This is a genomic window from Serratia sp. 14-2641 (assembly GCF_001692375.1).
GTDB classification, from domain to species: domain Bacteria; phylum Pseudomonadota; class Gammaproteobacteria; order Enterobacterales; family Enterobacteriaceae; genus Chania; species Chania fonticola_C.
In genome coordinates this window covers 20,390-33,250 of sequence record NZ_LXKR01000101.1, presented here as the reverse complement: position 1 = coordinate 33,250, position 12,861 = coordinate 20,390, and the positions used below count along the sequence as shown (strand labels likewise).

The 12,861-nt window shown below is 54.1% G+C and carries 11 protein-coding genes and 4 tRNA genes; 13 read left to right on the top strand and 2 right to left on the bottom strand.

The window, feature by feature from the left end:
• Positions 1 to 16: 16 nt before the first annotated feature.
• Positions 17 to 1,408 carry an MFS transporter gene (locus tag A6U95_RS28520; protein WP_065686953.1) on the bottom strand — a complete coding sequence of 464 codons (1,392 nt, stop codon included), beginning with the start codon at positions 1,406 to 1,408 and terminating at the stop codon, positions 17 to 19.
• Positions 1,409 to 1,611: 203 nt separating this feature from the next.
• Between A6U95_RS28520 and pncC the strand changes: the two genes are divergently transcribed.
• The 13 genes from pncC (at position 1,612) to luxS (ending at position 11,473) form a co-directional block, all read left to right on the top strand.
• Positions 1,612 to 2,100 carry a nicotinamide-nucleotide amidase gene (gene pncC, locus A6U95_RS28515; RefSeq protein ID WP_065686952.1) on the top strand — a complete coding sequence of 163 codons (489 nt, stop codon included), beginning with the start codon at positions 1,612 to 1,614 and terminating at the stop codon, positions 2,098 to 2,100.
• Between the two features lie 112 nt (positions 2,101 to 2,212).
• Positions 2,213 to 3,277, top strand: a complete 1,065-nt coding sequence (recA, locus tag A6U95_RS28510) for a recombinase RecA (RefSeq protein ID WP_065686951.1) — start codon at positions 2,213 to 2,215, stop codon at positions 3,275 to 3,277.
• A 58-nt stretch (positions 3,278 to 3,335) separates the two neighbouring features.
• A complete protein-coding gene (recX, locus tag A6U95_RS28505; protein WP_065686950.1) occupies positions 3,336 to 3,869 on the top strand; it encodes a recombination regulator RecX in 534 nt (177 codons plus the stop codon).
• Between the two features lie 131 nt (positions 3,870 to 4,000).
• Complete coding sequence (gene alaS / locus A6U95_RS28500) at positions 4,001 to 6,628, top strand: alanine--tRNA ligase (RefSeq protein WP_065686949.1); 2,628 nt, start codon at positions 4,001 to 4,003, stop codon at positions 6,626 to 6,628.
• 254 nt (positions 6,629 to 6,882) lie between these two features.
• Entirely contained in the window at positions 6,883 to 7,068 is a 186-nt protein-coding gene (gene csrA, locus A6U95_RS28495) for a carbon storage regulator CsrA (protein WP_004091602.1), read from the top strand.
• Positions 7,069 to 7,400: 332 nt separating this feature from the next.
• Positions 7,401 to 7,493: transfer RNA gene (locus A6U95_RS28490), tRNA-Ser, on the top strand.
• Between the two features lie 3 nt (positions 7,494 to 7,496).
• Positions 7,497 to 7,573 (top strand) — tRNA-Arg (locus tag A6U95_RS28485).
• 61 nt (positions 7,574 to 7,634) lie between these two features.
• Positions 7,635 to 7,711, top strand: a tRNA-Arg gene (locus tag A6U95_RS28480).
• 51 nt (positions 7,712 to 7,762) lie between these two features.
• A tRNA-Arg gene (locus A6U95_RS28475) sits at positions 7,763 to 7,839 on the top strand.
• 318 nt (positions 7,840 to 8,157) lie between these two features.
• Entirely contained in the window at positions 8,158 to 8,724 is a 567-nt protein-coding gene (yqaB, locus tag A6U95_RS28470) for a fructose-1-phosphate/6-phosphogluconate phosphatase (protein ID WP_065686948.1), read from the top strand.
• Positions 8,721 to 9,149 (top strand): YqaA family protein, encoded by a 429-nt coding sequence (locus A6U95_RS28465; protein ID WP_024530730.1) that lies wholly within the window; start codon positions 8,721 to 8,723, stop codon positions 9,147 to 9,149. Before yqaB ends, A6U95_RS28465 begins: the two co-directional genes overlap by 4 nt.
• An 81-nt stretch (positions 9,150 to 9,230) precedes the next feature.
• Positions 9,231 to 10,793: a glutamate--cysteine ligase gene (gshA, locus tag A6U95_RS28460; RefSeq protein ID WP_065686947.1), complete on the top strand. Its 1,563-nt coding sequence runs from the start codon at positions 9,231 to 9,233 to the stop codon at positions 10,791 to 10,793.
• A 164-nt stretch (positions 10,794 to 10,957) separates the two neighbouring features.
• Entirely contained in the window at positions 10,958 to 11,473 is a 516-nt protein-coding gene (gene luxS / locus A6U95_RS28455; protein WP_021182180.1) for an S-ribosylhomocysteine lyase, read from the top strand.
• 60 nt (positions 11,474 to 11,533) lie between these two features.
• On the opposite strand, the gene A6U95_RS28450 is transcribed toward luxS, so the two are convergent.
• Complete coding sequence (locus tag A6U95_RS28450; protein WP_065686946.1) at positions 11,534 to 12,823, bottom strand: HlyC/CorC family transporter; 1,290 nt, start codon at positions 12,821 to 12,823, stop codon at positions 11,534 to 11,536.
• Positions 12,824 to 12,861 lie beyond the last annotated feature (38 nt).

The following is a 12,861-nucleotide window of genomic DNA, read 5'->3' as shown; positions in this document are numbered from 1 at the left end:
ACCACGCCTGGCTGACCTATAGCATGGTGTAGGCTTTTTTCAGACCGGTGTCTTCTTCGGGGTCTGCACCTTGAGGATGGGCAGGCTCTTCTTCCGGCAGCGGTTCCGCCAACGGAGCTTCTGCTAGCGGATCGGGAGCGGCCTCCGGCGCGGGCATTGTATCTTGAATGGTCTGCTCATCGAACGTCGGATTTAATGCCGGGGAAAGTGGGGAACTGGAGAGGCTGTCTGGCATGGCGATATGGGGCACTGGCGCATCCTGTACAAACTGCGACTCATCCTGTTTCACCGTTCTGCTGCAGGCCATAATCAACAGACCACACAGTGCGAAAAACACGTACAGGATATTCCCACCCAAAGGCTGGATCAGCGCACCGACGGCCAGCGGCCCGATGCTGGCTCCCACGCCAAACGCCATGAGCAGACAGGCGGCCAGGGAGACGCGGCGTTCTGGCTCAATCATGTCGTTGGCCAGCGCTACCGCCAGTGGATACAGGGTGAACTGCAACATGCTGACCATGAAGCCGACGATCAGTAATACCGGGAAATCGATATGAGGCAATAGGGCCAGCGGTAAGGCGGCAATCACCAGCAGTAGTGCGTTAACGCGCATCAGCAGCGTGCGGTTGTAACGGTCTGACAACCAGCTCAGCGGAAACTGTGCCACCAGCCCGGCAAAGATAGCAATGGCCATAAACAGGCCGGTTTGCTGAGTGGTTAATGCCTGCTGGCTGGCATATACCGGTGCCAGCCCATAGAAGGAGCCTACCACCATGCCGATCACCAGCGTGGTGGCCAACACTTTAGGGATAGCGTGCACAAAATAGCGCAGTTCCATGGGAGCGGGCGACATATGCCGGGCATTAGTGCGGGTTGTCAGGGCGATCGGCACCAGGCAGAGGGAAAAACACAGCGCGATGAGCAGCAATGTGCTGATGCCAAGGTTGGCTTGCAGCATCAATACGATCTGCCCCAGCGACATGCCAAGGTAGGAGGCCGCCATATAAAAGCCGAATACCATGCCGCGCTGATTGGATTCGGACTGATCGTTCAGCCAGCTCTCCAGCACCATGTACTGGCACATCATACACAGGCCGATAATCAGCCGCAGCACCACCCAAACCGGGATGTATTCCGTCAGGCCGTGGCCCAGCACCGCAGCGGTAATGATCCCGGCGCAGGAGACATAGGCGCGGATATGCCCTACGCGGGCAATCAGAAAGTGGCCGACCTTGCCGCCGATCACCAGGCCGATGTAGTTGGCGGCGATAATGGCCCCGATCAGGGCGCCACTGACGTTGATGGAGGTTAACCGCAGGGAAATGTAGGTGGTCAGTAACCCGGAACCCAGCAGCATCAGCAGGGTGGTGGTATACAGCGGAAAGAATACACCTAACGTTTTTTTCACTCGGCCTTCCTGTTTTAGTCGAAGATTGAGGCAAACGGGTTTGCCGCAACAAGCTGGACGTATCCCCGATACTAGCAGTTAGTACAACGGCTTAAAACCGCAGCACTGCGAAGCGCTTGGCATTTCGGCCGGTAAAATGCCGTAGAGGCTTGATAAATGCTACCATCAGGCGCATATACCTTGATTGATTAAAAGGAGAGGCCATGAGTGAGAAGCGGTTGCGTGAGCTCAGTATTGCCGTCGGGCAAAGGCTAAAGGCCGATGGGCGTTGGATCAGCTGCGCAGAGTCCTGTACGGGCGGCGGTATTGCCAAGGCAATCACCGATATCGCCGGCAGCTCGGCCTATTTCGATCGCGGCTTTGTCACGTACAGCAACGCGGCAAAGCATGAACTGCTAGGGGTGGCGGAAGCGACCTTGCAGGCTCATGGCGCGGTCAGTGAGGAAGTGGTGCGCGAGATGGCGCAGGGCGCGATGCACGCAGCCAAGGCCGATCTGGCGCTTTCGGTCAGCGGCATTGCTGGCCCAGACGGTGGCAGTGTGGAAAAACCGGTAGGTACCGTCTGGTTTGGTTTTGCCGAACGTTCCGGCCGGGTGCTGGCACGCAAAATGCAATTTACCGGCGATCGCGATGCGGTGCGCCTGCAGGCAACCCTTTATGCGCTGCAAACGGCGCTTGATGAATTTTTGTAAAATTAGGCTTGATACTGTATGACCATACAGTATAATTAGCGACAATTTCCTGCACAACATACATTCAGCGGCAATGTGAGTCACTCTGACATTGCGCAACGAAGGAGCAAAAATGGCTATTGATGAGAACAAGCAAAAGGCGTTAGCTGCAGCACTGGGCCAGATTGAGAAACAGTTCGGCAAAGGCTCCATCATGCGTCTGGGTGAAGACCGCTCCATGGACGTAGAAACGATCTCCACCGGCTCGCTGTCACTCGATATCGCACTGGGCGCAGGCGGCTTGCCAATGGGCCGTATCGTCGAGATTTATGGCCCGGAATCCTCCGGTAAAACCACCCTGACTCTGCAAGTTATTGCCGCTGCGCAGCGCGAAGGTAAAACCTGTGCGTTTATCGATGCCGAACATGCGCTGGATCCTATCTACGCCAAGAAACTGGGCGTGGATATCGACAATCTGCTGTGTTCTCAGCCGGATACCGGTGAGCAGGCGCTGGAAATCTGTGATGCGCTGACCCGTTCCGGCGCGGTTGACGTCATCATCGTCGACTCCGTAGCGGCGCTGACGCCGAAGGCGGAAATCGAAGGTGAAATCGGTGACTCACATATGGGGCTGGCGGCACGAATGATGAGCCAGGCCATGCGTAAATTGGCCGGTAACCTGAAGAACGCCAACACCTTGCTGATCTTCATCAACCAGATCCGTATGAAAATTGGCGTGATGTTCGGTAACCCGGAAACCACCACCGGGGGTAACGCCCTGAAGTTCTACGCTTCTGTCCGTCTGGATATCCGCCGTATCGGTGCGATCAAAGAAGGTGATGAAGTTATCGGCAGCGAAACCCGCGTGAAAGTGGTGAAGAACAAAATCGCTGCGCCGTTCAAACAGGCAGAGTTCCAGATCCTGTATGGCGAAGGGATCAACAGCCGTGGCGAATTGGTCGATCTGGGTGTGAAACACAAGATGATCGAGAAGGCCGGTGCCTGGTACAGCTACAACGGTGAGAAGATTGGTCAGGGTAAGTCCAATGCCTGTAACTTCCTGAAAGAAAACCCGGCCATTGCTGCGGAACTGGATAAAAAACTGCGTGACCTGTTGCTGCACAGCAATGGTGAACCGGCTGCTGCCAGTGCCGAGAAGGCCGATGACAACGAAGCAGAAACCAGCGAAGAGTTTTAATCTTTGCCGGTGGGTATACGCCCCTTAGGGCGTATACCGATCACCAAGGCTTGCAGATATGAATGATGTAGGTTCCCAATCTGTTGGTAATCAGCAAAATACGTTGATTAGCCGTGCGATGCGGCTATTGTCACAACGCGATCATAGTGAAGCCGAACTGCGCCGCAAACTTGCGGCGCCGCCATTTATGGCGAACGCCAGATTCGGTAGCAAATCCCCTACAACTCCCCCCGAAGAACCCGTCGATCCCGCAATCATTGAACAGGTGATTAGCTATTGCTACCAGCATAACTGGCTGGACGATCGGCGTTTCGCCAATAGCTTTATCGCCAGCCGCAGCCGCAAGGGATATGGCGCGCAACGCATTCGCTCAGAACTGATGCAAAAGGGCGTGGATAAAGAGATGGTGCAGGATGCCTTGGCAGAATGCGAAATCGACTGGTGTGAGCAAGCCAGGGAGATCGCGCTGCGCAAATTTGGCGATCCGTTACCGGTAGAATGGAAAGAGAAAGCCAAGGTGTTGCGCTATCTGCTCTATCGCGGCTTCTTCCAGGAAGAAATTCAGTCGATTTACCGTGATTTTGAGCAATGAATGCACACGGCGTTTTACTTCCCCCCGAAGAAAATTTATCTTATCCCCACATTTAGTTCGTGAGCCAGAGGATATCGTCAGGATGTCGAGCCTCTTTCACGCATCGTTATTCTAGTCTTTCCGGGAAAATTATGAGCAAGAGCACCGCTGAGATCCGTCAAGCGTTTCTCGATTTCTTTCATAGTAAAGGCCACCAGGTTGTAGCAAGCAGCTCCCTGGTACCTAACAATGATCCGACATTGCTGTTTACCAATGCCGGCATGAACCAATTTAAAGACGTTTTCCTGGGGCTGGACAAGCGCGCCTACTCGCGTGCCACCACTTCACAACGTTGCGTGCGTGCCGGTGGCAAGCACAACGACCTGGAAAACGTCGGCTATACCGCCCGTCACCATACTTTCTTTGAAATGTTGGGCAACTTTAGCTTCGGTGACTATTTCAAGCACGATGCCATCAGCTACGCGTGGGAACTACTGACCGGTGAAAACTGGTTCAACCTACCGAAAGAAAAGCTGTGGGTCACCGTCTATGAAACCGATGACGAAGCTTTCGACATCTGGCAGAAGCAGATTGGCGTGCCTGCGGAACGTATCATCCGCATCGGCGATAACAAAGGCGCGGCCTTTGCTTCCGATAACTTCTGGCAGATGGGCGACACCGGCCCATGCGGCCCGTGCACCGAGATCTTCTTCGATCACGGTGACCATATCTGGGGTGGCCCTCCGGGTAGCCCGGAAGAAGATGGCGATCGCTATATCGAGATCTGGAACATCGTGTTCATGCAGTTCAACCGCCAGTCTGATGGCACCATGCTGCCGTTGCCGAAGCCTTCGGTGGATACCGGTATGGGCCTCGAGCGTATCGCTGCGGTGCTGCAACATGTCAATTCCAACTACGAAATCGATCTGTTCACCACCCTGATTGCCGCCGTCGCTAAACTGACCGGCGCAACCGATATGGGTAACAAGTCGCTGCGCGTGATTGCGGACCATATCCGTTCTTGTGCTTTCCTGATCGCCGATGGTGTGATCCCGTCGAATGAAAACCGTGGCTACGTGCTGCGCCGTATCATTCGCCGCGCGATCCGTCATGGCAACATGTTGGGCGCGAAGGATACCTTCTTCTACAAGCTGGTTGCTCCGTTGATCGAAGTGATGGGCCCGGCTGCCGAAGAACTGAAACGTCAGCAGGCACAGGTTGAGCAGGTACTGAAATCCGAAGAAGAACAGTTTGCTCGTACGCTGGAGCGCGGTTTGGCGCTGCTGGATGACGAACTGGCCAAGCTGCAGGGCGATACCCTGGATGGCGAAACGGCATTCCGTTTGTATGATACCTACGGTTTCCCGGTGGATCTGACCGCCGACGTCTGCCGTGAGCGTGGCCTTAAGGTTGATGAGCAAGGCTTTGAGCTGGCGATGGAGGCTCAACGCCGCCGTGCGCGTGAGTCCAGCGGTTTTGGCGCGGACTACAACAGCCTGATCCGTGTTGACGGCGCAAGCCAGTTCAATGGTTACGATCGCGAAGAGCAACAGGCGAAAGTGACCGCTCTGTTCCGTGATGGTCAGCCGGTGGATGAGATCCATGCGGGTGAAGAGGCCGTGGTGGTGTTGGACGAAACGCCATTCTATGGCGAATCGGGTGGCCAGGTTGGCGATAAAGGCGTGCTGAAAGCGGCCGGTAGTGAATTCGTAGTGAGCGATGCGCAGAAATATGGCCAGGCTATCGGTCACCTGGGCAAGCTGGCTAGCGGTTCGCTGAAGCTGAATGACCGCGTTGATGCGGTGATCGACAGCGAACGCCGTAACCGTATCCGCCTGAACCACTCCGCTACTCACCTGTTGCATGCGGCATTGCGCCAGATCCTGGGGGAGCACGTAGCGCAAAAAGGCTCGTTGGTTAACGACAAGTACCTGCGTTTTGACTTCTCGCACTCCGAAGCGATGAAACCAGAACAAATCCGCGCGGTAGAAGATTTGGTTAACCAGCAGATCCGTCGTAACCTGTCGGTGCAGACCGAAGTGATGGCGTTGGATGATGCCAAAGAGAAGGGCGCGATGGCACTGTTTGGCGAGAAGTACGATGACCACGTGCGTGTTTTGACTATGGGCGATTTCTCTACCGAACTGTGTGGCGGTACGCATGCCAACCGTACCGGTGACATCGGCCTGTTCCGCATCCAAAGTGAGTCTGGTACCGCAGCCGGTATCCGTCGTATTGAAGCTGTGACGGGTGAAGGGGCGATAGCGACCTTGCATCAACAGAGTGACTTGTTACAGGATGTTGCTCACCTGGTGAAGGGTGACAGCAATAACCTGAGTGATAAGGTGCGTGCGGTGCTCGATCGCACTCGTGCGCTGGAAAAAGAACTGCAACAGCTGAAAGACCAGCAAGCTGCGCAGGAAAGTGCTTCACTGTCGAGTCAAGCCAAACTGGTCAATGGCGTGAAGCTGTTGGTCAGTCAGTTGGATAACGTAGAGCCGAAGATCATGCGTACCATGGTTGACGATCTTAAAAATCAGCTGGGTTCTGCGATCATCGTGTTGGCCACGGTGGAAGAAGGCAAAGTCAGCCTGATTGCGGGTGTTACCAAAGATCTGACCGACCGGGTTAAGGCCGGCGAGCTGATCGGCAACATCGCACAGCAGGTTGGCGGCAAGGGCGGTGGACGCCCTGATATGGCAATGGCTGGGGGCAGTGATGCCAGCGCCTTGCCTGCGGCATTAAACAGCGTAGAGGCCTGGGTGGCCGCGAAACTGTGAATATAAATAAATAGGCGCGTTACTGACGCCGTAAGCCACTGTGGCTTATGGCGTTTTTAGACTGTGCTAACACAATGTAGTGACAATTGCGGGAACAAAGTTTTCCAGGTCGGCTAAACTTATTCTTAATCTGGAGTGACACCAAGTCTGCTTACATTTATTGTGGGTTCTTGACTTACGTTTTCACTGCATATAATGGATAATGGCGGGGAAACTGAGAGACCCGACTCTTTTAATCTTTCAAGGAGCAAAGAATGTTAATTCTGACTCGTCGAGTTGGTGAAACCCTCATGATTGGCGATGAGGTTACGGTCACAGTGCTAGGGGTTAAAGGCAACCAAGTTCGTATTGGTGTGAATGCCCCCAAAGAGGTGTCTGTTCACCGCGAAGAAATCTACCAGCGCATCCAGGCCGAGAAGTCTCAACAGACGACTTACTGATTTCTAAGTAGCGTCTCGTTTTATAACGAGACGCTTCTTGCTTTTCTTGACCCGCTTTCCTCCTTCTTTTCACACTTGTTGTCATCTCCCCCACTTTTTTGCCAATAATCTTTCTCCTGCGATCAAACTCTTATCCGCGGTAGCACGGCATTTTCTTGTTGATAAAGCACTCTTTTTGCCGCGAAATCACCCATGTTGCCTGTGATTTGTGCAAACGCGCAAGAGTTGGGAAAAATTGTTTGACTTATAAACCCACGAAAGTAATATGTGCGCCACGCAGTGCCGATGAGCTTCTCTAAAGCAAGTTAGGCACGATTCGCAAGAAGCGTACTGGTGAGGTGGCCGAGAGGCTGAAGGCGCTCCCCTGCTAAGGGAGTATGCGGTCAAAAGCTGCATCCGGGGTTCGAATCCCCGCCTCACCGCCATTTGCATCCATAGCTCAGCTGGATAGAGTACTCGGCTACGAACCGAGCGGTCGGAGGTTCGAATCCTCCTGGATGCACCATATTTTGCAGTATGGTGGGGTAGTAACGACATACCATACGGTATCAAAAAAGAATTCCTGTGCATCCATAGCTCAGCTGGATAGAGTACTCGGCTACGAACCGAGCGGTCGGAGGTTCGAATCCTCCTGGATGCACCATTCTTCAAGTGAAGTTTCACGGAACGAAACCCATCGCTAAAAAATAAAACTGCATCCATAGCTCAGCTGGATAGAGTACTCGGCTACGAACCGAGCGGTCGGAGGTTCGAATCCTCCTGGATGCACCATATTATAATGTACTTATCGCAAACGCTAATTTGTAGATAGAGACAATATGGAAGGTAGCACTAGGGAGGATAATGTTGCACTGCAACGGCCCAACGGCCCAACGGGCGAAGCGCAGGATTGCGCTGAATAGTCCTCCTGGATGCACCATTTTATAGAGAAACCCGCTTCGGCGGGTTTTTCGTTTTCTGCTTTCCAACTTCCGTCTTTGCTTCTTATAAGCTCTCTTCTACACCGCATTTTCCGTCATGCTCTGGCAGCGACAACCTTCCGGCTTTACGCTAAAGTAGCTTTCTTTGCTCAATGGTCATGGAGTCACGATGTACGATCGCTATCAGGGTCTGATCTTCGACATGGACGGTACCATTCTGGACACCGAGCCGACGCATCTCAAGGCGTGGCACGAGGTGTTGGCACGTTACGGAATGAAGTTTGATGCGGCCGCCATGACAGGGCTGAACGGCTCACCTACCTGGCGCATTGCTCAGGCGGTGATTGCCGCACATCAGGCCGATCTCGATCCTCATCAGCTGGCCGCCGAGAAAACCCGCGCGGTAGAAAGCATGCTATTAGACACGGTGCGTCCGTTACCGCTGATTGAGGTGGTGAAGTCTTATCATGGCCGCCGTCCCATGGCGGTAGGGACGGGCAGTGAGCACCGGATGGCGGAGATGTTGCTGCGTCATTTAGGGCTGCTCGACTGCTTTGATGCCATCGTCGGGGCTGATGATGTTCAACGCCACAAGCCGGAGCCGGATACCTTCCTGCGCTGTGCGGAGTTGATCGGCGTACCTCCTGAACACTGCGTGGTGTTTGAAGATGCCGATTTCGGCATTCAGGCCGCCAGAAGCGCCAATATGGCCGTGGTAGACGTTCGCACGCTGTGAGTAGTACGCTGGCGGTCATGTCGCTGTTTGGCAGCAGCTTCCTTAGTGCGACGCTGTTGCCTGGCAATTCAGAGATCGTGTTGGTTGCGTTGTTGACCAACAGCAGCGCTTCACCAGGTTTACTGGTGCTGGCTGCAACGTTGGGAAATACCCTGGGTGGGTTGACCAACGTCATTATCGGGCGCCTGTTACCGGCGTTGAAACCACAACGCGGGCTGGAAACGGCTCTTGGTTGGTTACAACGCTTTGGCCCGGCTGCGCTGTTGCTCAGTTGGGTGCCGGTTGTGGGCGATTTATTGTGCGTGTTGGCAGGCTGGCTGCGCATGCCATGGGGCGCCGTTACGCTGTTTCTGTGTATCGGAAAAGCGTTGCGTTACATCATCTTGACGATGATTACGCTGCAGGGTATCGCCTGGTGGCATTAACCAAGTGAATATAACTCAATATTCTCTAGGGAGCGGATTCAGTATGCTTACAGCTATCGTTTTTAGAAGCGGGAGGTCAATTTGATCCCGGACGTATCACAGGCGCTTTCTTGGTTGGAAGCCCACCCTCATGCATTAAAAGGGATCCGGCGCGGTATTGAGCGTGAAACACTGCGGGTAACCGCGGATGGCACGCTTGCCAGTACGGGTCATCCAGAACAACTGGGGGCGGCATTAACGCACCATTGGATCACCACGGACTTTGCCGAGGCGCTGCTAGAATTTATTACACCGGTTGATGATGACCTCGATCACTTGCTGACGTTCCTGCGCGATATCCATCGTCACGTGGCGCGCAATCTGGGTGATGAGCGCATGTGGCCGTTGAGCATGCCGTGCTTTATCAACGCCGAGCAGGATATCGAATTGGCGCAATTTGGCACCTCCAACATTGGCCGGATGAAAACGCTGTACCGTGAAGGGTTGAAGAACCGCTACGGCGCGTTGATGCAAACCATTTCCGGGGTGCACTACAACTTCTCTCTGCCGCTGGAGTTTTGGCAGGCGTGGGCTGGCGTTGAGGATGAAGAGAGTGGCAAAGAGCAGATCTCTGCGGGATATTTCCGCCTGATCCGCAACTACTACCGCTTTGGTTGGGTGATCCCATATCTGTTCGGGGCATCGCCAGCCATCTGTTCCTCGTTCCTCAAAGGCCGGGAAACCGATTTGCCGTTTGAGCGCAATGAACGGGGCATGTGCTATTTGCCTTATGCCACCTCGCTGCGCCTGAGCGATCTGGGCTATACCAATAAGTCGCAGAGCAATCTGGGCATTACCTTTAACGATCTGCAAACCTATGTGCAAGGTCTGAAACGCGCTATTGCGACGCCTTCAGAAGACTATGCCAAGCTGGGAGTGAAAGAGGGCGATCGTTATCTGCAACTTAACAGCAACGTGTTGCAGATCGAAAACGAACTCTATGCCCCGATCCGGCCAAAACGCGTCACCCACAGCGGTGAGACACCGTCAGATGCGCTGTTACGCGGCGGTATCGAATATATCGAGGTGCGCTCGCTGGACATCAACCCATTCTCGCCAATCGGTGTGGATGCGGTGCAGGCGCGTTTCCTGGATCTGTTCCTGGTGTGGTGCGTATTGGCGGATGCGCCAGAAATGAGCAGCGATGAGTTGCTATGCACTCGTAAAAACTGGAACCGGGTGATCCTGGAAGGGCGTAAACCAGGCCAAACCATTGGCATCGGCTGTAACGATACTCGTGAACCGTTGGATAAGGTCGGCAAAGCGCTGTTTGGCGATCTGAAGCGCGTGGCCGAAGTGTTGGATAGCGAGGCGGGCGATCGACAATATCAGCAGGTGTGTGAACAACTGGTGGCGGCGTTTGACGATCCGGAGCTGACGTTCTCGGCCCGTATCCTCAAGGAAATGAAAGCGCAAGGCACCGGTAACGTTGGCCTGGAACTGGCGGAAAAATATCGCAAAATGCTGATTGCGGAGCCGTTGGAACTGCTGACCGAAGAGCAACTCGCTCAGGAGCAGCAAGCCTCGTGGCAGCGCCAGCGCGACATAGAAGCCAGTGATACGCTAAGCTTTGAACAGTTCCTGAAGGAAAACGGCGGGGGCTGAAAAAGAAAAAGGCCACATCACTGTGGCCAAATACACATCTCTGAAAACAGTGATGATGATAACAAATGCGCGTCTTTCATAGATTAAGACCCGCAGGGTTGGAAAAGGTTTCATCGGTACGAAAAAAGTTTCGAAATAAATTCATTTTACCAAGAGGTGATGACATGCCACTGCTGGATAGCTTTACCGTAGATCATACTCGCATGGCGGCGCCGGCTGTCCGCGTTGCTAAAACCATGCAAACCCCTCATGGGGATACCATTACCGTATTCGATCTGCGTTTCTGTCGCCCGAATCTGGAAGTGATGCCAGAGCGTGGGATCCATACCTTGGAACATCTGTTCGCTGGCTTCATGCGAGACCATCTGAACGGCAACGGCGTGGAGATCATCGATATCTCGCCAATGGGCTGCCGTACTGGTTTTTATATGAGCCTGATTGGCGTACCGGAAGAGCAGCGCGTGGCCGATGCCTGGCAAGCCGCGATGGCTGACGTCTTGAAGGTGACTGACCAGCGCAAGATCCCTGAACTCAATGAGTTCCAATGCGGTACCTACCATATGCACTCGCTGGAAGAGGCGCAGGAAATTGCCAAGCATATTCTTGAGCACGGCGTGGTAGTGAACCATAACGAAGAGCTGGCGCTGCCGAAAGATAAGCTGCAAGAGTTGCACATCTAGATTCGGTGCAAAAACGCAGTGAAAAAAAGACGCGAAAGCGTCTTTTTCTTTGGCTTGTATCTAGTGGTTCTGCACGCTGGCCTGTAAGGATTTTATCGGCGTGACGCGCACCTGCTTGATCATATTGTCCTGCACGTCGAGGATATCAATATCATAGTGGCTGATGCGCACCCTGGTCCCGATGCTGGGGATCTCTTCCAGCTCTTCAAGCAGCATGCCGTTGATGGTTCTGGCCTCGGTGGCTGGCAGCGTCCAGTTGAAGGCCTTGTTCAGCTCACGCACGTTGGCACTGCCGTCGATCAGTACCGAGCCATCGCTCTGTGGATTGACTTCTTCCGCCAGCGTAGGTGACATTGAGGTGGTGAAGTCGCCGACGATTTCTTCGAGGATATCCTCAACCGTCACCAGCCCCTGGATATCACCATACTCATCGACCACGATGCCGACCTTCTCTTTGTTACGCTGGAATTTCACCAGTTGAACGTTGAGTGGCGTGCCCTCTGGCACGTAGTAGATCTCATCGGCCGCCCGCAGCAGGTTCTCTTTGTTGAACTCTTTTTTCTCGGTCATCAGCCGGTAGGCTTCGCGTACGCGCAGCATGCTGATGGAGTCGTCCAGTGAATCGCGGTACAGCACGATGCGGCCATGTGGGGAGTGTGTCAGCTGGCGCATGATCGATTTCCAGTCGTCGTTGATATCAATCCCGACGATCTCATTGCGCGGCACCATGATGTCTTCCACCGTCACCTTCTCCAGATCCAGTACAGAAATCAGCATGTCCTGATTACGGCGCGAAATCTTCGACTGGGACTCGTTTACAATGGTGCGCAGCTCCTCTTTGCTCAACGCGCCGCTGATACGTACGTTGGTGCGGATGCCGAAAATCCGCAGCACCAGGGTGGTAATGCCATTGAGCAGCCACACCAGTGGGAACATGACTTTTTGCAGCGGGGCCAGCAGGAAGCTGCTAGGGAAGGCAATTCGTTCAGGATAGAGAGCGGCAAAGGTTTTGGGTAACACTTCGGCGAACAGCAGCACGACAAAGGTCAGCACCCCGGTGGCGATTGCCACGCCAATATCGCCATACAGGCGCATCCCGACGATGGTCCCCAGCGCAGAGGCCAGGATATTGACCAGGTTGTTGCCAATCAGCACCAGGCCAATCAGGCGGTCAGGCTTTTGCAGCAGCTTTTCTACCCGGCGTGCGGCGCGGTTGCCTTGTTTGGACAGGTGGCGCAGACGATAGCGGTTGAGCGTCATCATGCCGGTTTCGGATGCTGAAAAATAAGCGGAGACCACGACCATAATCACCAAAATGAAAATGAGGGTCTCTGTCGAAACGTGCTCCAACGCGGTATTCCTTATGTTGGGGGAGAAGAGTGCCTCGG